Below are 20764 nucleotides of genomic sequence, written 5' to 3' on the forward strand. Positions count from 1 at the left end.
GGGCTATCGGCACGCCGCCCAACGTCGCCTCGGGCTCTATCTGCGCCCACGGCTCGAGGACGAACAGGCGCTCGCCCGCGCGAGGATGAGGAAGAGTCAACCTGGGATTGACGCTTGCGACACCCTCGACGTCGATGATGTCGAGGTCGATTGTCCGCGGCCCCCATCGCCGTTCACGCACCCTGCCGCCGCGAACCTCGATCCGTTGGAGTTCGGCCAGCAGGGCCAGCGGCGACATCGCCGTGGTCACCGTGGCCACAGCGTTAGTGTATCGCGGCTGCGGCTCCTGTCCCGGCGCGAGCACGGGGTCTGTGGACAAGTAATCGGAAACCCCGATCAGGTGCAGGTCGAGGGCGCCGAGAGCCTCGACGGCGGCGTCGAGATGGGCGCGTCCGTCCCCCAGATTCGACCCCAGTGCGAGGACGGCGCGGCGTATCGTCCCGCCGTCCACGAGGGGTCCGTTCCGGCGAACTGTCACAGAGACGTCGGAGAACGGCACGCCGACGGGGGCTTCCGGCTTGTGGACGGTGACGGCGGCTCTGAGGGCTCCGCGCGCAAGCACGCGCTCGGCTATGCGGGCCGCGAGGGTTTCGACGAGGTCCGCGCTTTCGCCCTCGACGACGGCCAGGGCGTCGGCTGCGACGTCGGCGTAGGAAATCGTGCATTCGATCGAGTCGGCGGCGGCGGGCTCCACCTCCATCTCGACGTCGACGACGAACGGCTGTGCGCGCCGCTTTTCCTCGGGGAGCACTCCGTGCGCGCCGTGCCCCCTCACTCCCTCGATGCGGACCGTGTCGCTCACGGGTAGGCGCCCGCCGTGCGCAAACGCGCGACCGTTTCGACGGCCGCCCTGGATGCCGCGACTTCATGCACTCGCACGCCCCACACGCCAAGCTCGGCGAAGTAGGCGGTGAGGGCCGCCGTCGCGTCGTCGCGCTGGGCGGGGCCGGAGCGGCCGTTGTGGATCTCGGCCAGGAAACGCTTGCGGGAGACCCCGACGAGGACCGGCATGCCGAGCTCCATGATCGACGCCATGTTGGCGGCGAGGTCCCAATCGTCGTTCCCGACCTTGGCGAAGCCGAAGCCCGGATCGACGACGATCTGCGAGGCGTCGACCCCGGACGAGACGGCCCTGTCGACCGAGGCGGTCAGCTCGTCGGCGACCTCGGCCCCGATGTCGCCGTAGTTCGCCAAAGAGTTCATGGTGCGGGCGTTCCCCCTGCCGTGCTGGAGGATGTACAGACAGCTGCTCGACGCTACGGCGCTGAACATGTTCGGGTCGCCGGCCCCTCCGGTCACGTCGTTGACGATCTCGGCCCCGGCGTCGATTGCCCGGCGCGCCGTGTCCGCATGATACGTGTCGACGGACACCACGATGTCGGTCTTTCCCAGAGCCGTCACAACCGCGCCGATGCGGTTCCATTCTTCGCGGGCGGTGAGGGCCGTGGCGCCCGGGCGCGTGGACTCGCCTCCGACGTCGACGATGTCAGCTCCTTGGCGCACCATGCGGTAAGCCTTCTCGACGGCGACGTCGGTGTCGACGTAAAGGCCGCCGTCGGAGAAAGAATCGGGCGTGACGTTGAGGATGCCCATGACGAGGGAGCGGCCCGTGGGCAGCGTTGCTGGCAACATGTTGGCTCTCCTTACCCTTGGATGAGGCTCAGGGCCTCGCTGCGGGTTGCCTGGTTGCGGAGAACTCCGCGCACTGCCGATGTTACGGTACGTGAGCCGGGTTTGTTCACCCCGCGCATCGACATGCACATGTGCTCGGCTTCGATGACGACGAGCACTCCCCTGGCCCCGAGGCGGCTTTCCATAGCCTCAGCCACCTGCGTGGCAATCCGCTCTTGCACCTGGGGCCTGCGGGCGTATCCGTCCACAAGCCTCGCGATCTTCGATAGGCCGGTCACTTTGCCGTCGGCGTTCGGGATGTACGCGACGTGGGCATGGCCGTGGAACGGCAGCAGGTGATGTTCGCACGTCGAATAGAAGGGGATGTCCTTGACGATGATCATCTCCTGATGCCCGATGTCGAACTTCGCCTCGAGCACGTCGGCGGGGTCTTGGCGCAATCCCGAGAAAATCTCCTTGAAGGATCGCGCCATGCGCGCCGGGGTGTCGACGAGCCCGTCGCGTTCGGGGTCCTCCCCGACGGCGCGAAGCAGCGAGCGAATCGCCTCTTCGACCGCGGCCTCGTCGTAGCCGCCGTTCGGGCGGGCGGAGCCTTCGCTGTCCTTCTGCCCTATCTCCGCGCGGTCCGCGGGGCTCCGGCCTTTGCCTCTCTCGCCTCCCTCAGGCCCCGGGGCCTTGCCCTCAGCCATCGCTCGGCTCAGGCTTTCCGCTCGGGTCGGCGCCGCCGTCGGAATCGGCGTCGCCTGCGGGATCGTCAGGAGACGACGCCGAGGGCGGGCTGGAAGCAGACGCCCGCGAAGGCCTTGAAAGAGGATCGAGCGGGCTGGAGGCAGAGAGCGGACCGCCGGGCGTCGAGAGCGGATCGAGCGACGCGGATGACGAGAGCGGGCTCGGCCCGGACAGCGGGTCGAGCTTCGGCAGCCGTTCCGTCGCCGACATCGGATCGACCTTCGGCAACTGGTCGGTCGCGGGCAACGGGTCGACCTTCGGCAGCCGTTCCGTCGCCGACAGCGGATCGACCTTCGGCAGCCGGTCGGTCGCGGGCAAACCGTCCCGGGAGTCAGAGGAGTCGGCTTCGTTCGCCGGATCGCTCGACGCCGGATCGCCAAGAAGACCGCTCGGGGCCGAATCGGCCAGGGGGTCGGGCAGTTTCGGGTCGCCCGGGAGGTTCGGCGTCGAGCCGCCCATGGGGGCGCGGGGCGCCGCATCGGCAGAAAGCTCGGGAATCGTCACGTCGCCCAAGGGGTCGGGGCTCTGCGCCGAGGGGGCCGCCGGAACCGAGGGGGACAGAACCGTTCCCGGCTCGCCGGCCGTCGAAGGCTTGGCCGCGGATTCCTCAAGCTCGTCGCCCCCGTCGGGGATTGCGGGAGGCTCCTCGGGGGCGCCTGCAGCCGAGCTGTCCGCATTCCCGGGATCGGCAAAAGCCGAACCGCCGGCGTTTGCAGCCGCGGGCGGAATGACGGAACTGACCGGCGCGGCCGGGCCTGTCGCGGCCGAGCTCGGAACAGCCGAACTGGGAGCAGCCGAGTTGGGCACGGCCGGATTTGGTGCAGCCGGGCTGGGCACGGCCGGATTTGGAGCAGCCGGGCTGGGCACGGCCGGATTTGGAGCAGCCGGGCTGGGAGCAGCCGACGCGTCGGAATCGACAGGCGCGGCCGCATGCCTTCCCTTGACGGGCTGCGGGGAGCGGATCTCGATCGGCGGTATCTCCGTGGCCGCCAAAAGCTCGGCCGGAACCTCGAAGACATGCCACCTTTCGCGCACGGGCGCCTTGACGACGTCGGCGAAGATCTCCTTGAGCTCGGACTCGAGCACGGTCTCCTTCTCCATGAGCCGCGAGGCCAGAATGTCGAGGATTCCCCGGTTTTGCGCGAGAATCGCCCAGGCCTCGCGGTGGGCGTTCTCAACGAGTCCGCGCGCCTCGACGTCGATCGCGCTGACCATTCCGTCCGAATGGACTTCTCCGCCGCCGCCCATGGTCCGCTCGAGGGGGTCGGCGTCTTCGGCGGCGAGGCGGATGATCCCGACCTCGGCGCTCATGCCGTACTCGGTGACCATGCTTCGCGCTATGCTCGTGGCTTTCTGGATGTCGTTCGACGCGCCGGTGGTCGGATCGTGGAAGACGATTTCCTCGGCGACGCGCCCGCCCATGGCGTAGGTCAGCTGATCGAGCAGGTCGTTGCGGGAGACGGAGTATCGGTCCTCGGTGGGCAGGACCATCGTGTAGCCGAGGGCGCGCCCGCGCGGCAGGATCGTCACCTTGGTCACCGGATCGGCGTTGTGCAGAGCCGCCGCCGTCAGCGCGTGGCCCGCCTCGTGGTAGGCGGTCAACAGCTTGTCCTGATCGTTCATCGGCCGCGAGCGCCGCTGCGGACCGGCCATGACGCGGTCGATGGCCTCATCGACGTCGGGCACGCCGATCGCCCGGCGCCCGAACCGGGCGGCCAGCAAAGCCGCCTCGTTGAGGATGTTCTCCAGGTCAGCTCCCGTGTATCCGGGCGTGCGCCGGGCCACCATGGCCAGGTCGACGTCGGGCGCGAAAGGCTTGCCCTTGGCGTGAACCTTGAGGATGGCCTCGCGCCCCCTGAGGTCGGGGGCGTCCACGGAGATCTGGCGGTCGAATCGGCCGGGGCGCAGCAGAGCCGGGTCGAGCACGTCGGGCCGGTTCGTCGCCGCGATGAGGATGACGTTGGAGTGCGAGTCGAAGCCGTCGAGCTCGACGAGGAGCTGGTTGAGGGTCTGCTCGCGTTCGTCGTTGCCGCCGCCGATTCCCACGCCGCGGCCGCGGCCCACGGCGTCAATCTCGTCGACGAAGACTATGGCCGGCGCATTTTCTTTGGCCTTGTTGAACAGGTCCCGAACGCGCGAGGCGCCCACGCCCACGAACATTTCGACGAACTCGGAGGCCGAGATCGAATAGAAGGGCACCCCGGCCTCGCCCGCCACCGCCCTGGCCAGGAGGGTCTTGCCCGTTCCGGGAGGCCCGTAAAGGAGGACTCCTCGGGGGATCTCCGCCCCGAGCGCGTGAAAGCGTTCGGGCGCGGTGAGAAACTCGGTGATCTCCCGCAGCTCGGCGACGGCCTCGTCCTCCCCGGCGACGTCGTTGAAGGTGACGTCGGGCTTGTCCGGGTCGAGCTGCTTGCGGTCCTTGATCCTGCCGAAGGCCCCCATCCCCGACTGCATGCGAGGCAAAAGGATCATGAAGGCCACGATGATGATGAGCATCGGAACGGCCATCGTCAAGATCGAGGACCAGATCGAGGCCTGGGGCACGATCGAGTCGTATCCGAGCTTCGGCTTCGCCTGTTCGGTCAGCCTCGCGATCTGCTCGGCCTGCGGCGCTTGCCGCCGTCGTGGCTCTTCCCCTTCTCGTCGGTCGCCTTCGTCGGCTGCGAGAGCCACAGGCGGACCTGCTGCGTCCCCTCGGTGATCTGCACCCGCTCGACCTGCTTGCCTTTGAGAAGCGAGATTCCCTCGGAAGTTTTGACAGCTGAGAAGTGCTCGCCGCCGAAGAAGAGCCACAGGCCCGAAGCGACGACGCCGACGAAGAAGAAAGCGGTGAACATTCGACGCATGGACCGCTTCTTGCGATCCTTCGCGTCTTTGGGCGTTTCCTTTTGGCCGGGTTTGGCGCCGTCGGCGCTTCGGCCTGCGGGGCGCGAGGCCCCGGCGCTGCGCCGCCGGGGCGCGTCCGCGTCGGTTCGCCCGCTTCCGCCGGTCGATTGCCCGGCGCCGCCAGGCTCGTCGCCATTCGATCCGTCCGTCCGCTCTTCTGCGGATTCGGCTTCGATCTGCATCTTCTGCGCGGCTGCCCTCCGGCTTCGGGGCGAAGGCACGGGTGCGGGCGCGCCTTCGTTGCGTTCTTCTTCGGTCACATTAGCCTCCATAAACGTGCGGCGCGAGCGTTCCCACGAAGGGGAGGTGGCGGTATCGCTCGGCGTAGTCGAGTCCATATCCCACAACGAACTCGTTCGGAATGTCAAAACCGACGTAGTCGACGTCGATCGCGACCTTGGCAGCCTCGGGCTTGCGCAGAGTGGTCGCTATGCGCACCGATTCGGGCCCCCTGGAGAGCAAGTTGGATCTCAGCCAGGAAAGGGTGAGCCCCGAGTCGATGATGTCTTCGACGATGAGCACGTTGCGTCCCTGAATATCGGTGTCGAGGTCCTTGAGAATGCGGACGACGCCGGACGACTTCGTCCCCGAACCGTAGGAGGAGACGGCCATCCAGTCCATTTCCAGCGGAATGCGGATCTTCCGCGAAAGGTCGGCCATCGTCATGACGGCCCCGCGCAGCACTCCGACGAGCAGGAGGTCTCTGCCTCGATACTCCTCGTCGATTTGCGCAGCGAGCTGCGCAAGGCGCGCGTCTATCTGCTCTGCGGTCAGCAGGATCTTCTCAAGGTCCCCGCCCATGTCAGCTGCTTCCACGGTTCTCCTCCCGATTCGTTGGAACTGCCCCATCGAATGTTATCCGACCTTCGTCGATTGTCACCCTCATTCCTGGAAGGTCGAGGCTCGACCCTCCGCGCCGCCGCGAAACCAGGGAATCGAGGGTGGCGATGTGCCACGAGGTGAGCTCTCCGGGCCTGGCCCCTCCGTCGATGGCGCGACGGCGAAGGATTCTGGTGCGAAGAGCCGAGGGCAATCCGCCCAATTCCCGCACGGACGGCTCGGCGCCGAGCTTCGCGTCGATCTCTTCGGCGAACCCGTCGAGCGCGCTGAGGTCCTCTCGGATCATCGCGGCCGTTCGCGCGAGCGCCTCCACCACGCCGGGGCCGAGCGAATCCTCGAGCGCCGGCATGCAGCGGTGCCTGACGGCCGCCCGGCGCAAAAGCGACCCGTCGGCGGCGCGCACCGGCGAATCGACGTCGTTGGTGGGGTCCTCGACCCATTCGACGCCCTCCGACGCCAACGCCCGGCGAAGTTCCGCGCGGCGAAGCCCCAGAAAGGGCCTGATGAGCGGCACGTCGGGGGCTCCGGGGCACGCGCCGACGGCGGGCATGCCCGCGATTGAGCGGGGCCCGGAACCGCGGCCCAAGCCCATCAGGACGGTTTCGGCCTGGTCGTCGGCGGTATGCCCGCATACGACCGCGGCCCGGCCGGGCATCGACCTGGCCGCTTCGGCCAAGGCGGCGTACCTGGCCGCGCGGGCGGCCGACTCGACGCCGCCCTCGCCTTTCGATTCGACCCGCGCCACACCTGCGGACTCAACGCCCATGGCTTCGAGCGCGCTGCAGACGCTTGCGGCCTCGTCGGCTGAGCCCTCGCGCCACCCGTGGTCCACGGTGAGACTCGAGGCGACGATCCCCTCGCGCCGGCACACGAAAACAGCCGCCTGGGCGAGGGCCATCGAGTCGGAGCCCCCGGAGACGGCCAGCAGCACGCTCGATCCGGTGCCCACGCCGGCGGCGTCGAACGCTTCCTCCACGGCGCGCCGCGTGCGGGCGAGAGCGGGATGCGGTCCTCCCATCAGACCCCGACGCGCTGAATCCATGCGCTGGGCGCGTCGATTTCCTCAGGCGTGGGAGCGTGGAGCGGATTCTCCCACACCTTGTTGAATCCGGCGTGCCCGACGGCGTCGACGACCGCGCCGACGAAGGCGGAGCCCCTGCGATATTGGGCCGCCTTGAGATCGAGGCCGAACGCCTTCGAAAGAACGGACTTCAGCGGATTCTTGGCCGCCCGGCGCCGCTCCATCGAGGAGACGAGCCGCCGCTTGGACGGCATGAGCGAGAGGGGAACGGCGTTCATGACGTGCTCCGCGTGGCCTTCGAGCAGGCTCATCATGGACATTGCCTCGGCGGCCGACCCGCTTTCGAGATCGACGTCGTCCTGCTCGAGCAGCGAGCGGAGGCGGGAGACGAGATAGTCGACGATCCACGGCGCCGCCGCGAATTGCGCGGCGTGGGTCAGCTCGTGAACCGAAATCCAGAGGGAGAGGTCGCGCCGGTCGAGCGAGTATTTCGCGGCGAAGGCCGCCGCGTTCGGGGCGACGAGCAGAAGGCGCTTCGCCAAAGGGTCATACTGGCCGAGCACCCTTGCTGCGAGCACGCTGGCCCCGAGCGCCAGCTCGACGGAGCCGCAGAAATCCGCAAGCTTTCCGGTCCCTGCGGCGAGCGCGGGCCCGAGGAGGCCGCCGGCGGAGTCGGCGGCGGCCTTCGCCCACCCGGCTCTGTCGACGACGAATACCGGGATCTCCTGCGCTACGGCCGCCGCCTCGGAGAGGCCGGTGACGTCGGCGACGATCTCAGGAGCGCGGCGAGCCTGCGAGTGCAGCTGGTCCACGACCGCGCGCGCCTGGGTCGCCGACACGGACGGACCCGCGCCGGAAAGCCAGCGGGCTACGGAGCGTGACATTTCAGGGTTGATCGTCGCCATGGAGACAACCGTATCCCCGCGATCGGGCAGGCGCCATCGCCGACCCCGCCTTTTTCGCCGCCAGCGCAGCGTTCCGCGCTCCTCAGGCGCCCGCCAGGGACACGACGAAGCCGTCGATCGCATGCCTGGCGGAGGTGAACGAGCCGTCGGGGATCCCGTCGATCAGAATCGAGAACGTCAGCAGCCTGCCGCTCTTCGTTTCGAGGAAACCGGAAAGCGAGGCGGCGTTGGACAGCGTTCCGGTCTTCGCGCGCACTTTGCCGGCCGCCGCGCTGCCGTGCATCCTGTCGTCCAGTGTGCCGTCGAGCGCGGAAACCGGGAAGCCCGACGTGATCGATTCGAGGGCGCAGCCGTCGCACGAGGCGACCTTCTTCACGATTTCGTTCAGCAGGGAGGCGCTCAGCCGGTTTTTCGGCGAAAGCCCCGAGTTGTCGTCGATGACGACGCCGGAGGCCTTCACCCCTATCTTCTTCAGATCGGCGAGCGTGGCTCGGCCGGCGCCCTCGAAGCTCGCCGGCTCGCCTGATTTGACCGCGACGAGGTGGCCCAGGATCTCCGCCGTCGTGTTGTCCGAATGCTTGAGCATGAAGTCGACGAGGTCGCGGACGGGGGCGGACTCCACGGAAGCCGCTTCCCGCGCCTGCTTCGGGGCCTGGCTGCGGCGGACGGAGCCTGAAACGGGAACCCCGCGGGCGGCCAGCTCCTTGGCGAAGGCCTGCCCCGCCTGGATGTCGGGGTTCGCGGTGTAGGCCTTGCCGGAGTTGCGCGATTGGTTGACGGCCAGGGGGCGCAGCTCCATGACGAAGGATGCGTTGCCGCCCGTGACGCTGGGATTGCGCTGGGGCCCGGAAAAGAGCGAGGAATCGACGGCCACCTCGGTGACTCCGGCTTTGCGGGCGGCGTCGGCGGCCTTGTCCGCAAGCTCGCCGATTCCCGCCCTTCCGTTGACGGACGCGGGATTTGGGCCCCCGGCCCCGAGGAGCGCGTCGCCTCCGCCGACGAGATAGAGCGTCTTGCCCTCGATCTTCGCCGTCGTCTTCAGCGTCGTCTCGGGCCCCAGAACCCGCAGGGCGACCGCCGCCGTCACGATTTTCATGTTCGACGCCGGCGCACGGGCGGCGTCGGGCTCCAGCTGGGCGATCGTCTTGCCGGTGGCGACGTCGGCCACCACGGCGGAGACGTGTCCGTGCGCCTCGGGAGAGGCGGCGAGCGAGCCCAGCGCAGAGGTGACCGCAGCGTTGTCGACCTTGGCGTCCGCGTTCCACGACGGGAGCGCCTCAGGGGCGGAAGCGGAGGAAACGCTGGGATAGGGAAGCGCTTCGCTCTCTGTGGGCCGCGTGGTGAGAAAGCCCGGGGTAATATCATATGCATCGGCAACGACGTAGCCGCCGAGGGCCACAGCCAAAGCCGTCGCGAGGACCGTCATCCGTTTCACTATGCAAGTTTCGCATGGTCCGGCGGCCATCGCACGCCGGGCGACCGACGAAGGAGTGCGCACATGATGGAATTCGATGTCACCATCGAGATCCCCAAGGGCAACCGCAACAAGTACGAACTCGACCACCACACCGGCCGCATTCGCCTCGATCGCATGCTTTTCACCTCGACGCGCTACCCGGACGACTACGGATTCATCGACGACACCCTCGGCGAGGACGGGGACCCCCTCGACGCCCTCGTGCTCCTCGACGAGCCGACCTTCCCGGGGTGCGTCATACGCTGCCGCGCGCTGGGCATGTTCCGCATGCGCGACGAGAAGGGCGGAGACGACAAGGTGCTGTGCGTTCCCGCGGGCGACCAGCGTGCCTCCTGGCGCACGGAGATCGACGACGTCTCCGAGTTCCACCGCCTGGAAATTCAGCATTTCTTCGAGGTGTACAAGGACCTCGAACCCGGAAAGTCGGTCGAGGGCGCGCATTGGGTCGGCCGCCAAGAGGCCGAGGCGGAGATCAAGGCGTCCTTCCAGCGGGCCCTCGACGAGCACTACTACGACCACTGCTGAGACTTGCCGAGGCGGGCGGCATGCCGCCGAGGGGAAGCGCAAAGCGCGCGGCTAGGCCAAATCCGCCTGCTCCCGAAGCGAACGCGGGAGCCGCGCGACGGCGACAATCCCGAGGCACACGAGCACCGTGGCGGCGACGGCCATCGCCGCGGCGAACCCTGCACGTTGGACGGCGAATCCGGTCAGGAGCGGACCGCCCGCCAGCCCGCCGGCGTAGGCGAGATTGTAGAGGGCGAAGGACCCGCCCAGCGTGGGCGGGACGGAACGGCTCCCCTGCTGGCTCATGAGCGTGGTCGAGGGCGTCAGGAGCAGCGCGGAGGACGCGCCGAGGAGAACCATGCCGGCGCTTGTCTGCCACATTTCGTCGGCCACGCCGATCACCACGAGCGCCGTCGCGGCGGCGACAACGCCGCCTCCGACGAAGAGCCGAGGCGAAACGGCCGCGACGAAGCGCCCGACGATCGGATTGACTGTGATCGAGGCGAGCACCGCAAGCCCGAAGAGCAACCCGACGGTCAGCGAACTGGCTTTCAGGTGCACCGGCAGCACCGGCTCGACCCCGGAGAGCACCGCCGCGCCGACGACGACGGCGAGCACGATCGAGAAGGACCCCGGCACCCTCAGCACGGCGAGGGGGCCTGCGGCGTCGTCCGTGACCCGAGGCGATTCTTTCACCAGTATGATCCGCATAACGCCGTCGACGACGGCCACGGCTGCGGCGAACAAGAAGGGGGACGCGGTGCCGAAATGCTCGACGAGGAGCCCCGCCAGCGGCGGGCCGACGAGCACGCCGAGGGTGATCGTCGACAGCGCGACGCCCATTGACTGGCCGCGCTTTTCCATCGGCGTGGTCGCAGCGATGAGGCAGAGCGCGGCCACCCAGGACATGCCGCCCGCGATGCCCTGGGCGAGGCGGGCGACCATCAGCAGCCAGTAGGGGCCGCCGGTCGCGAAAAGCAGCGTCGCGGCGGCCAGGCCGCCCAGTCCGATCAGCAGCGGAGTTCGAGGGCCGTGCCGGTCGACGACGCGGCCGGCGAACAAGGTGGCGATGATCATCGCCGCGGCGTAGGAGGCGAATAACACTCCCGTGGCAGCCGACCCCGCCCCGACTACCGCGGGAAGACGCGGCAAAACCGGAACGGCCAAACCGTGCACGAGCATGTCCGTGAACAGGGCGGCCGACGACACGACGAGCGCTCGCGCCGGCGTGGTTCCCCCGGTTGGGGGATTGTGTGGAACAGTCATGAGAATCAAAGTCTTTCTAGGAGAGCAACCCCCTCACCAGAGCAGCGACCACTGCGTCGAGGCCTTGGGGCTGCGGAAGGTCTTGTGGCCGGGTCACCGCCGTAACGGTGAACCCTTGCAGCAACACGAGCGTCAGGCTCGCGATCTGATCGGGCGGCAACGCGCCCGCGGGGAGCGAGGCGGAGGCGAGCAATTCAGCGATTCGCGCGTGCCAACGGTCCAACCCCGAGCTTTTCTCAGCCCATCCAGAGGCTTTCTCGCCCCATTCGGGGGTCTTCTCGTCTAACGCAAAGTTTTCCTCGACCGAGTCGGCGTCTTCCCCGCCTGCCCCGGGGGCCTTCTCGGCCGGATTCGAGGCCTTCGCGGGAACGCGCCCGAACCCTTGCGGCGCGACGAATACGGTCGTATAGGCCAGAGCTCTGAACATCAGGTTTTCAGAGAGCAGCCGTACGTACGCGGTGAACAGGCCGGACAACCACGACGCCGCCTCGACGTCGCCGTCCGACTCCGCGAAAAGCCGTTCGCCGTATTCGGACCACCCCCACGAGAGCGCTTCGCGCAGCAACGCGCGCTTGTCGCCGAAATGGTGGTGCAGCGCGCCGCGCGTCACCCCCGCACGCTCGGAAATCGCCTCGAACGTCGCCCCCCGCCACCCTTTTTCTTCGAAAACCATCAGCGCCGCCTTGCACAGCGACAGACGCGTTCGCTTTGCGTCTTCAGCAGAACGTCTCATACATACAGGCTAACACGTATGTATGAGAGGCGCACATATGCGGCAACCTGTTTAGAGCCAAAGGGCCACGGGCGTCAAAAGTCGTTGCCCTCCGCAAGCCCTGTGCCCGATAAAAGTCTCAGACCTCTGCCGCCACACACCTGCGGGGAAGGCGGCGGGAACGTCGGCCGCGAGGGCCAGAAGCAGTCCGCCGCCAGGCGTCTGCGGGCGAGACCCGTCTGCAGCAAGATCCGTTCCAGCAAGATTGATTTGCAAAAGGGGCGGGCCGTCGGGCCCGCCCCTTCGCGCGTGCTTCGCCTCCGTTGGCCGCCTCTCGCGAGGCCCGGGCCATGAGCCCTCGGCTCGCGCTCGGCGTGGAATGCCGTGCCGGGCGTCGTGAGCCATCGACGGCGCCTCCACACGCCCGCCGGCCGCGCGCCAATTATGCCCATGCGCGCGGCCGGCGGCCGATTTTTCCCATGCGGGAGCGGGACCGGCCGTCCCGGTCGGCCGTTGATTTGCGCCGACTGTCCGCTCGTCAGCCGATGATCCGCAGGTAGACCGGACTCCCCCACACCTTGCGCTCTTGTGTTCCCATCGAGGGATTCCACGCGGCGATGTGCATGTTGTTGCCCGTGTAGATTCCGGTGTGCCCCGGCCACCACATGAGATCGCCAGGCTGGCGCTGCGAGGCGGGAACCACCTTATAGCCCTTCCAGAATTGGCCGAGGTAGCTGCCCGTCCGCCGCGGAGTCTCGCGTCCGAAGTGGGTGTACACGTAGTGCGTAAAGCCGACGCAGTCCCATCCGCTTGAGGGATTCGTTCCGCCCCACACGTATCTGACTCCGGCGAATTGGCGCGCGTAGGCGACGATCTGCGCGCCGACGGCGGAGGAAGACCCGCCGCCTGCCTGAGCCTGCTTTTGGCGAGCGGCCTCAGCGGCGGCCCGCTCTTGGGCCTGCTTCTGGGCCGCAGCTTGGGCTGCCGCCCTTTGCTCCGCAGCCTTCTGAGCCGCGGCCTGCTGCGCCTGGCGCTGCGCGGCCGCCGCCTGAGCGCGGCGCTGGGCGGCTGCAGCTCGCTGCTGTTCCGCCGCCCGCTGTTGAGCGGCCTGCTTTTCCGCGGCGGCCTGCTGCGCCTGGCGTTGCGCCACGGCGGCTTGGACCCGCCTTTGCGCTGCGGCTTGGGCCTGCCGCTGCCTTTCCGCCTCGGCGCGCTTCGAGGCTTGGCTCTGCTCTTGCGCCTCAGCCTGGGACGCCTTTTCCTGCGCGGGCGTCGGCTGAGAAGCCCCCGCTTGCGAGCCCGCAGCCTGGGAAGCAGAAGGATCGGCCGCCGCCGGCTTCTCGCCGCCCTCCGCCGCGGGGGCGGCTTGCGCCGCGCTTGAGGATTCGGCCTGTTGCGCGCCGACCTGCTGCCCGTCGTCCTGTTGGGACGACGTCTGCTGGGCCGCCTCCTGGGATGCCGCCCGCAATGCCCGTTCGTTCGCGGTCTGGACGACCCGCTGCGACTCCTGCTCGGCCTCGGCCTTGGCCGCGGCCTCCTTTTCGTCCTGCTGCCTGCGCACCAGTTCCGCCGTCGTCCCCTTTTGAGCGGCCAGCTTCGAAATCAAACGATCGCGCTCCGCCGAAATGGTCCGAATCTCGGTTTCCGCGTCGGAGGCCACGCGCGAAGCCTCGGCCGACGCCTCGTCGGCCTTCTGCGCCACATCTTTCTCGGCCGCCGCCTTGTCGTCGGCCTTCTTTTGCAGCGTCGCAGCCTCAAACCGCGCGCTCTTGAAACGTTGGAGGTCCCGGTTCGTCTTGTTTGCGAGGATTCTGTAGGCACGGGCCTTTTCCCGCGCCTGGCGGTAGTCTGCGGCGCCCAGGCTGAAGCGCCCTCCGGCCACCGCCCGGGCGCCGTGCTTGTAGATCGACGTCGAGACTCCCGAAAGCTGCCTGCGCGCGGCGTCGACCTGCTTGTCCGCAGAGTCCACGGCGTCCTGGGCGCCCATCGCCTCCCCGATCGACGTCGAAAGCCGCTGCCGAGCGGCAATCGACGCGGCTTCAGCCTTGGCGGCGCCCACCTTGAGCCTGTTCGCTTTCACGCCTAATTGGGTCAAACGGGCCTCCGTGTTGGAGATGTCCGCCTTTGTGTGCTGCTCGGCCTCCTTCGAAGCAGCGATGTCGGCGTCGCCCCCGTCGTCGGCGCGAGCCGGAAGGACGACGGCGGCCGAAAGCGCCAACGCAATCGCCCCCGACGCGCCCTTGTACCACTTGCGAATACTCACGTATTCCTCCGGTTTCTTTGTGTCCGAGCGGAAGCCCGCCTCCCGAGCTCCTCATCACGAACATTGTTCACAATGATCACAAATATATAACACCGACCCTCCCAATAGCACATCGGTAACACTTTTCACACGAATAACACGCGGGTAATTCGACCCGACGACGGCGAAGCGGCGCTTGCCGCCGCAATCCAGAATTGCTCACCGCACACTGCCCGGCCCAAAGCCAGAAGCCTCTCGCAACGGAAGACGCTCGCACCGTCAAGATCGGCGCCTTCGCCATCTCGACCGGCCTGCCTCACCCAAGCCCGCCGCCTTCAGCCTGACCCACCGCTTTCAGCTTGACCGGCCGCCCGCCGCCTTCAGCCTGACCCACCGCCTTCAGCTTGACCGGCCGCCCGCCGCCTTCAGCTTGACCTGCCCTCCCCCGGGGAGTCTATGCTTAGGGTCATGTTCATGCGAATGCCCAACTAGCGCACGCCCCGCTCACCGGCCCGGCGCTGCGCTGCAAGCCATCCGCACATTGTCCCACGCGGGCTTGCTCGGCAGCTGAACATAAGCGAGAACTATGCGACCGTCGTCGCGCTGCCGTGTCTACTTGCCCCGGAACTCATAAGGAGCAGAAATGACCGACAAGAAATGGGGCTTCGACACCCTCCAAATCCACGCGGGCCAGACCCCCGATTCCGACTACGGCTCTCGCGCCCTTCCCATTCACCAGACGACGTCCTTCGTTTTCCCCGACGCAGAAACGGCGGCCGGGCGCTTCGCCTTGACGGCGCCGGGAAACATCTACACGCGCATCACCAATCCCACGCAGGGGGTCCTCGAGGAAAGGCTTGCGGCCCTCGAAGGCGGCGCAGCGGCGCTCCTCGTCGCCTCGGGGCAGGCCTCAGAATTTTACACATTCCTCAACCTCGCCCAGGCAGGCGACGAGATCGTCGCGTCGCCGTCTCTGTACGGCGGCACGTACAACCTCCTGAAAGTCACCCTCGCCCAGGTCGGCATCGTCGTCAGATTCGTCGAGAATCCGGACGACCCCGAATCGTGGCGCGCGCTCGTCAACGACCGCACCCGCGCCCTGTACGGCGAGAGCATCCCCAACCCCAAGGGCGACATCCTCGACATCGAGGCCCTTTCGGAAATCGCGCACCAGAACGGCATTCCGTTGGTCGTCGATAACACGATCGGCACGCCTTACAACGTCAGGCCCTTCGAGCACGGCGCGGACATCGTGGTCGAGTCGACGACGAAATTCCTCAGCGGCCACGGCACGTCGCTCGGCGGGGCCATCGTCGAGAAGGGCGACTTCGACTGGGCGAACGGCAAGTTCCCGCTGCTGTCCGAGCCGGACGAGAGTTACAACGGCCTGACATTCGCCTCCATCGGGCCCGGCGCGTTCGTCACGAGGATTCGCGCGGTGCTGCTGCGTGACACCGGCGCCGTCATCTCCCCCTTCAACGCCTTCCTTCTGGCTCAGGGGCTGGAGACCCTTTCGCTCAGAGTGGAGCGGCATCTGTCCAACGCGAAGGCCGTCGTCGAATTCCTGGACAGGCACGAGGGCGTCGAATCGGTCCGCCACTCCAGCCTCGTCTCCTCGCCTTACTACGAGCTCGCGCAAAAATACGCGCCGAAGGGCGCGGGATCGGTTTTCACCTTCGAAATCAAAGGCGGCGCCGACGCCGGAAAGCGCTTCATCGAGGCGCTCAAGCTGTTTTCCAACGTGGCGAACGTCGGGGACGTGCGCTCGCTGGCGATCCATCCGGCTTCGACCACCCACTCGCAGATGACCGAGGAGGAGCTGCTGGCGGCCGGAATCACCTCGGGGACGGTTCGCCTCTCGATCGGCATCGAGTCGATCGAGGACATCCTGGCCGACCTCGATCAGGCGATCGCCGCGGCGACGGCCTGAACACAGCGATGTCGCAGTCGATCGCCGACCGCCAAGCCAACCGCCCGCTTCAGGCCGACCGTCTGTTTCAGCCCGAGCACCCGCCTCAGCCCGAGCGGCGCAAGTCAGCCCATCGCCGACCGTCGGCCCGGCCGTCGACCTTCGGCCAATCGGCGTCCCTTGGCCCATCGCGGGCCGAGGGCAGGGCCACACCCACGAACGGAAGCCAGCAGATGCCAATCAACTTGCCGAATTTTTTGGTCGGGCACCCGCCGCTCGACCACGTCACCGACGCCGAGCCCATCGGGGACTTCGACACCGGCTATTATCCGCGCCCGCGTCTGACGATTCCGGTCACCGGAGCGTGGCGCGAGGGGGACGACCCGGGCGAGCGGCAGTTTGCCGACGTCGGCCCCCTCGAGCTGGAGCTCGGCGGGCGGCTGCCGAACGTGCGCATGGCTTACGAAACATGGGGGAAGCTGAACGAGGACGCCTCCAACGCCATCCTTCTGTGCCACGCTCTGACGGGGGATTCGCACGCAACGAGCCGCGACGGGAAGTCAGGGTGGTGGAAGGACATCGTCGGCCCCGGCCTCGCCATCGACACCGACCGGTACTTCGTGGTGTGCCCCAACGTCCTGGGCGGATGCCAGGGAACCACCGGCCCGGCCGACCTGGCGCCCGACGGAAGGCCCTGGGGGCCCCGATTCCCCGAGGCGACAATCCGCGACATGTGCGCGGCGGAGGCGAAGCTGGCCGACCTGCTCGGGGTCGAACGCTGGGCGCTGGTCGCCGGCGCGAGCTTCGGAGGGAATCGGACGATGGAGTGGGCGGCGTCGTTCCCAGAAAGGGTGGGGGCCATCGCCGTGCTCGTCTCGGGGCCGGCTTCCACGGCCGAGCAGGTGGCCTTCGCACATTTCCAACTCAAGGCCGTTCAGGGCGATCCAAAATGGCGGGGAGGAAACTACTACGACGCGCCGGAGGGCGACGGCCCCGCCTTCGGCCTCGGCTTCGCGCGGGAAATCGCCCACCTGACCTATCGCTGCGCGCCTGAGCTCGATACGCGTTTCAGCCGCAACGCCCAAGAGGGCGAGGATCCCCTTCACGGCGGGCGCTACGCCGTCGAGAGCTATCTCGATTACCACGCCTATAAGCTGGCCATGCGCTTTGACGCCAATTCCTACCTCGTCATCACGCGTTCGTTCATGACGCATGACATCGGGCGGGGCCGCAGCGGCGTGGACAAGGTGCTCGAAAATATGACGATTCCGGCTCTCGTCGTAGAGGTCGACTCCGATCGGCTTTTCTATCCCAAAGACATGCGGATGCTGGCGGCTGCCCTGCCCGGCTGCAAAGGCGTGGCAACCGTCCGTTCGCGCCACGGCCACGACGGATTCCTCATCGAAAACGACCAGGTCACGGCGATTTTGAGGGAGTTTTTGAGCGAGCTCGACGAGGGCCGGGCTTAGCCCGGCCGTCCAAGCGCCAATGCGCGGGCCGATGCGCCTTCCAAGGCGTCGGCGGCGCGCTAGAAGTTCGACGGCGGCGACAGAACATGGCGGCGATTCCAGAGCTGCTGTCCGAGCAGGCCAAGTCAGGTTGGGCGTGGCAGGATATAGCCATGGCAGAAAGATGGGAGCCGGATTTCCTGGGACCGGGTTTCTTCGCTCGAACATTTTCCCTTCCCGACGACGAGGAGGGCGCCGTCGTCACGACCGTCGTGCGCTACCGACCCGAAACGTCCAATGTCGAAGCAGGCAAAGCGGATCGTGCACGCGCCGACGTCGCCCAGAATTCACCGGAGAAGATCGCGGATTCGCGGGTTGCACAGCATTCAGCAGGAGAGAACACAGATCTCAGCGTTGCAGCGCATTCATCGGAGAAGACCGCCGCCCCCGACGCTGCACCGCATTTACCAGGAGAAAACGCCGGCCCCGGCGTCGAGCGGGAGCGCAGCGTAGAGCGGAAACGCGCCATCGAAGGAGAACCCAATACAGAACAGAAACGCACCGACCAGCCGAAACACGCCGCCGAAAAAGAACCCAATACAGAACAGAAACGCACCGACCAGCCGAAACACGCCGCCGAAGGAGAACCCGATACAGAACAGAAACGCGGCACCGAAAGGAAGCGCGGCGCCGAAGTAGGGCGCAGCCCCGAGCCGGAGGGCCGGAAGAGCAATCCTCGGAACCCGGCGTTCGCGTTTCTCGCCGTCCATGGGTGGAACGACTATTTTTACCAGACTGAGCTGGCGCGTTATGTCGATTCGATCGGCGGCGCGTTTTACGCGGTGGATCTGCGAAAGTATGGCCGTTCGCTTCGAGAGGGGCAGACGTTTGGCTACATTCGCGATTTCGACGAGTACGACGACGAGCTTCACATCTGCCGCGACCTCATATACGGGGAGCTCGGGCCGAAGATTCCGCTGGTCCTCTACGGCCATTCAACGGGCGGATTGGCTTGCGCGCTCTGGGCTGACCGGCATCCCGGTGCGGCGGACGGGCTCGTCTTGAATTCGCCGTGGCTGGAGTACCACGGTTCCACGGGGATGCGGCAGGCGGGAGCCCCCGTCGTCGAAATTCTCGCCCGCACGTCCCCGACGTTTGTTTTGCCGACGGCCGAAGACGACTTCTACCAGCGCGCCCTCACGGCTTGGCGGCCCGATCCCGGTGCCGAGGCTGTTCCCGGGCACGAGGGGTCGGACGACCCATTTTGGACAACGGGATGGAATCCGAAGCCCGAGTTTCGCACCGGATCGGGCGCGCCCGTGCGGCCGGGCTGTCGGCCGTTCTCAACGGCCATGCGCGCGTAGCCGCCGGCCTCGACGTCGGATGTCCGATCCTCGTCTTGACATCCGCGCGATCGCTGACCGGAAACACCTGGAGCGAGGACTTCCGGGCGGTCGACTCGGTGCTCGACGTCAAACAAATCTGGAAACGCGTGCCTGAGCTGGGGAGCCACACAACGCTCGTCAAGCTCGACGACGCCGTCCACGACGTCACTTTCTCCCGACGCGAGGTGCGGGAGCGGGCCTTCGAGGAAATCGGGCGATTTTTGAGGGCTTATGTGACGGACCCGGCGCGTATGTGACCCGCCTCCAGCTCAATCCGTCCCCGGCGCACAGTTCGGGACAGACCCGGCGCGTATGCGACCCGCTGCCGTTTCGACAGTTGCCATCCTGATACTCATTGCCCGCGGGAGACAAGGTGGCCAATCGCAATTCGGACGTGAATAAGGATGTCATGCTTCCTGCCCACACGGAATAAGGAATGATTGCGAGATCCGAGTCCAAGAGGCGCACGCGATCCCTGCCAGCGCGCGTGATCCCCGCCAACGCGCGTGAGAAACGGAATCGCGTAACCGCCTTCCCTGTCACCATGACCCCTCCCAGCGCACGTGGGAAAAGGGTCAGGACCCGCTACCGGACAAAGGGACGCGGTGATCCCTCCCAGCGCGCGTGGGAAAAGGACACAGCAACGGCAGCCCTCATCCGGCAAGCCTGATGTGTATGCGACAAGGCTTTCCAAGGTCTTCCTTCGAGTTCTTGCGCACGGCGCGAGGAGACGCCGCCTGCCACGAGACAACGGCCTAGCCCGAGACGACGTTGCTCGGCGCGAGAAGACCTCATTTCGCGTGAGACGACGTTGCTCGGTGCGAGGAAAAGTGGAGGTTCAGTGTTGTGCTATTTGGACGGTTTGTTTGTGGGTGTTGAGGCAGTAGGCGGCTCCGGTGGCGGTGACCCAGCAGTCGATGCCGTGGGGGTGGCCGGAGATGCTGACGACGCGTCCGCGGGCGTCCAGGGGCGTGAGCGCAGCCGGGACGGTGCCGGTGGCGCGGTTGTAGAGGCCGGTCTCGACGTAGACGAGCCGGCCTGCGGCGGTCAGGGCGATCTTTCCCGACATGTCCGTGATGTCTGTGTCTGTGGCCAGGCGGGCCGGGCCGGGGGCGTAGGCGCCGTCGGGGGCGCGGATGCCTCCCCAGCAGTAGACCGAGGCGTCGTCCAGGGCCGCGCAGGATGTGGCGGTGCGCCGGTCGAAGAGTGTGGCCGCCGGGCGCGGCAGGGGCACTGTCACCACCGAGTGAGGCGCGTGGCGGCCGATGTCGGCCGCCACGCCGAGTTCGCCGCGGCGGTTGGTTCCCCAGCAGTAGACCGACCCGGATGCGCCCCGGGCGCAGCTCGACCCTTCGGAGGCGGTGACCGTGTCGGCCTTCTCAGGCAAGGCCACCGGGCGCGAGTCTTCCGGGTAGACGTCGCCGGGCGGCGAACTGGTGTTGCCGGTGCTCTGCGCATAAGAATTGCCCGCCCAACACCGTGCCTGCCCCTCGACAACCGCACACAAATGATCCCCCGCACCGGCAACGTCTGTCACTGCCTCCGGCAAGAAAGTATTAGACAAGTACTCGTAACGGACGTTCCTGCCGAGCTGTCGCCTGTCGTTGAGGCCGCCGCACTTGAGAGCGTCCACCATGTCGGTTGTGCAGACGTTGTAGCCTGTGTGAATGACACTTTCTACTCGTCTGCTTAAAGGAATCGAGGGGAGGTAGTTGCCCCACCTTTTTCGTTGACCTTTTGTAAGGACAGGGCGAAAGCAGTATATGTCTTGGTTCTTGGTTTTCAGACATAGTTGATACTTGCCCACG

General features: G+C 67.1%; 16 protein-coding genes and 1 pseudogene. 5 read left to right on the forward strand and 12 right to left on the reverse strand.

Going from position 1 to position 20764, the window contains the following annotated elements:
• From folK to dacB, 8 genes and pseudogenes are all read right to left on the reverse strand, one after another.
• The coding region (gene folK / locus ACO48X_RS04035) for a 2-amino-4-hydroxy-6-hydroxymethyldihydropteridine diphosphokinase (RefSeq protein ID WP_485000834.1) at positions 1-802 on the reverse strand (802 nt) is incomplete at its 3' end.
• Entirely contained in the window at positions 799-1632 is an 834-nt protein-coding gene (folP, locus tag ACO48X_RS04040; protein ID WP_485000836.1) for a dihydropteroate synthase, read from the reverse strand. The genes folP and folK, both read right to left, overlap by 4 nt.
• Before the next feature lie 11 nt (positions 1633-1643).
• Complete coding sequence (gene folE / locus ACO48X_RS04045; protein ID WP_485000838.1) at positions 1644-2321, reverse strand: GTP cyclohydrolase I FolE; 678 nt, start codon at positions 2319-2321, stop codon at positions 1644-1646.
• Between the two features lie 1065 nt (positions 2322-3386).
• Positions 3387-5207, reverse strand: a pseudogene (gene ftsH / locus ACO48X_RS04050) (ATP-dependent zinc metalloprotease FtsH); the annotation flags it as partial.
• Between the two features lie 301 nt (positions 5208-5508).
• Positions 5509-6063 (reverse strand): hypoxanthine phosphoribosyltransferase, encoded by a 555-nt coding sequence (gene hpt, locus ACO48X_RS04055; protein WP_082902948.1) that lies wholly within the window; start codon positions 6061-6063, stop codon positions 5509-5511.
• Positions 6050-7105, reverse strand: coding sequence for a tRNA lysidine(34) synthetase TilS (gene tilS / locus ACO48X_RS04060; protein ID WP_485000840.1), 1056 nt, complete (start codon positions 7103-7105; stop codon positions 6050-6052). The genes hpt and tilS overlap by 14 nt, the downstream gene beginning before the upstream one ends.
• A complete protein-coding gene (locus tag ACO48X_RS04065) occupies positions 7105-8013 on the reverse strand; it encodes a zinc-dependent metalloprotease (RefSeq protein ID WP_485000842.1) in 909 nt (302 codons plus the stop codon). Before ACO48X_RS04065 ends, tilS begins: the two co-directional genes overlap by 1 nt.
• 82 nt (positions 8014-8095) lie before the next feature.
• On the reverse strand, positions 8096-9439 hold the full coding sequence (gene dacB, locus ACO48X_RS04070; protein ID WP_485000869.1) for a D-alanyl-D-alanine carboxypeptidase/D-alanyl-D-alanine endopeptidase: 1344 nt from the start codon (positions 9437-9439) through the stop codon (positions 8096-8098).
• A 75-nt stretch (positions 9440-9514) separates the two neighbouring features.
• Here dacB and ACO48X_RS04075 point away from each other — a divergent pair, with 75 nt between their 5' ends.
• On the forward strand, positions 9515-10015 hold the full coding sequence (locus ACO48X_RS04075) for an inorganic diphosphatase (protein WP_485000870.1): 501 nt from the start codon (positions 9515-9517) through the stop codon (positions 10013-10015).
• A gap of 51 nt (positions 10016-10066) precedes the next feature.
• Here the strand turns inward: ACO48X_RS04075 and ACO48X_RS04080 are convergent, their stop codons facing one another.
• The 3 genes from ACO48X_RS04080 to ACO48X_RS04090 form a co-directional block, all read right to left on the reverse strand.
• Positions 10067-11260: an MFS transporter gene (locus ACO48X_RS04080; protein WP_485000844.1), complete on the reverse strand. Its 1194-nt coding sequence runs from the start codon at positions 11258-11260 to the stop codon at positions 10067-10069.
• Positions 11261-11276: 16 nt separating this feature from the next.
• On the reverse strand, positions 11277-11933 hold the full coding sequence (locus ACO48X_RS04085) for a TetR/AcrR family transcriptional regulator (RefSeq protein ID WP_485000846.1): 657 nt from the start codon (positions 11931-11933) through the stop codon (positions 11277-11279).
• Positions 11934-12510: 577 nt separating this feature from the next.
• Positions 12511-14235, reverse strand: coding sequence for a C40 family peptidase (locus ACO48X_RS04090; RefSeq protein WP_485000848.1), 1725 nt, complete (start codon positions 14233-14235; stop codon positions 12511-12513).
• Between the two features lie 622 nt (positions 14236-14857).
• Here ACO48X_RS04090 and ACO48X_RS04095 point away from each other — a divergent pair.
• From ACO48X_RS04095 to ACO48X_RS04110, 4 genes are all read left to right on the forward strand, one after another.
• Positions 14858-16144 carry an O-acetylhomoserine aminocarboxypropyltransferase/cysteine synthase family protein gene (locus ACO48X_RS04095; protein ID WP_485000850.1) on the forward strand — a complete coding sequence of 429 codons (1287 nt, stop codon included), beginning with the start codon at positions 14858-14860 and terminating at the stop codon, positions 16142-16144.
• 212 nt (positions 16145-16356) lie between these two features.
• Positions 16357-17592: a homoserine O-acetyltransferase MetX gene (gene metX, locus ACO48X_RS04100; protein WP_485000871.1), complete on the forward strand. Its 1236-nt coding sequence runs from the start codon at positions 16357-16359 to the stop codon at positions 17590-17592.
• A gap of 152 nt (positions 17593-17744) precedes the next feature.
• On the forward strand, positions 17745-18935 hold the full coding sequence (locus ACO48X_RS04105) for an alpha/beta hydrolase (RefSeq protein ID WP_485000852.1): 1191 nt from the start codon (positions 17745-17747) through the stop codon (positions 18933-18935).
• A 35-nt stretch (positions 18936-18970) separates the two neighbouring features.
• Complete coding sequence (locus ACO48X_RS04110) at positions 18971-19213, forward strand: hypothetical protein (protein ID WP_485000854.1); 243 nt, start codon at positions 18971-18973, stop codon at positions 19211-19213.
• A gap of 581 nt (positions 19214-19794) precedes the next feature.
• Here the strand turns inward: ACO48X_RS04110 and ACO48X_RS04115 are convergent.
• A complete protein-coding gene (locus ACO48X_RS04115) occupies positions 19795-20592 on the reverse strand; it encodes an RCC1 domain-containing protein (RefSeq protein ID WP_485000856.1) in 798 nt (265 codons plus the stop codon).
• Positions 20593-20764 lie beyond the last annotated feature (172 nt).

This window comes from Peptidiphaga sp., assembly GCF_057238965.1.

What these genes read in the sequence shown, in the direction of transcription:
- folP (WP_485000836.1), bottom strand. Translation starts at nt 1,632, where the DNA reads ATGTTGCCAGCAACGCTGCCCACGGGCCGCTCCCTCGTCATGGGCATC.
- folE (WP_485000838.1), bottom strand. Translation starts at nt 2,321, where the DNA reads ATGGCTGAGGGCAAGGCCCCGGGGCCTGAGGGAGGCGAGAGAGGCAAA.
- tilS (WP_485000840.1), bottom strand. Translation starts at nt 7,105, where the DNA reads ATGGGAGGACCGCATCCCGCTCTCGCCCGCACGCGGCGCGCCGTGGAG.
- ACO48X_RS04065 (WP_485000842.1), bottom strand. Translation starts at nt 8,013, where the DNA reads ATGGCGACGATCAACCCTGAAATGTCACGCTCCGTAGCCCGCTGGCTT.
- dacB (WP_485000869.1), bottom strand. Translation starts at nt 9,439, where the DNA reads ATGACGGTCCTCGCGACGGCTTTGGCTGTGGCCCTCGGCGGCTACGTC.
- ACO48X_RS04075 (WP_485000870.1), top strand. Translation starts at nt 9,515, where the DNA reads ATGGAATTCGATGTCACCATCGAGATCCCCAAGGGCAACCGCAACAAG.
- ACO48X_RS04080 (WP_485000844.1), bottom strand. Translation starts at nt 11,260, where the DNA reads ATGACTGTTCCACACAATCCCCCAACCGGGGGAACCACGCCGGCGCGA.
- ACO48X_RS04085 (WP_485000846.1), bottom strand. Translation starts at nt 11,933, where the DNA reads ATGGTTTTCGAAGAAAAAGGGTGGCGGGGGGCGACGTTCGAGGCGATT.
- ACO48X_RS04095 (WP_485000850.1), top strand. Translation starts at nt 14,858, where the DNA reads ATGACCGACAAGAAATGGGGCTTCGACACCCTCCAAATCCACGCGGGC.
- metX (WP_485000871.1), top strand. Translation starts at nt 16,357, where the DNA reads ATGCCAATCAACTTGCCGAATTTTTTGGTCGGGCACCCGCCGCTCGAC.
- ACO48X_RS04105 (WP_485000852.1), top strand. Translation starts at nt 17,745, where the DNA reads ATGGCAGAAAGATGGGAGCCGGATTTCCTGGGACCGGGTTTCTTCGCT.
- ACO48X_RS04115 (WP_485000856.1), bottom strand. Translation starts at nt 20,592, where the DNA reads ATGGTGGACGCTCTCAAGTGCGGCGGCCTCAACGACAGGCGACAGCTC.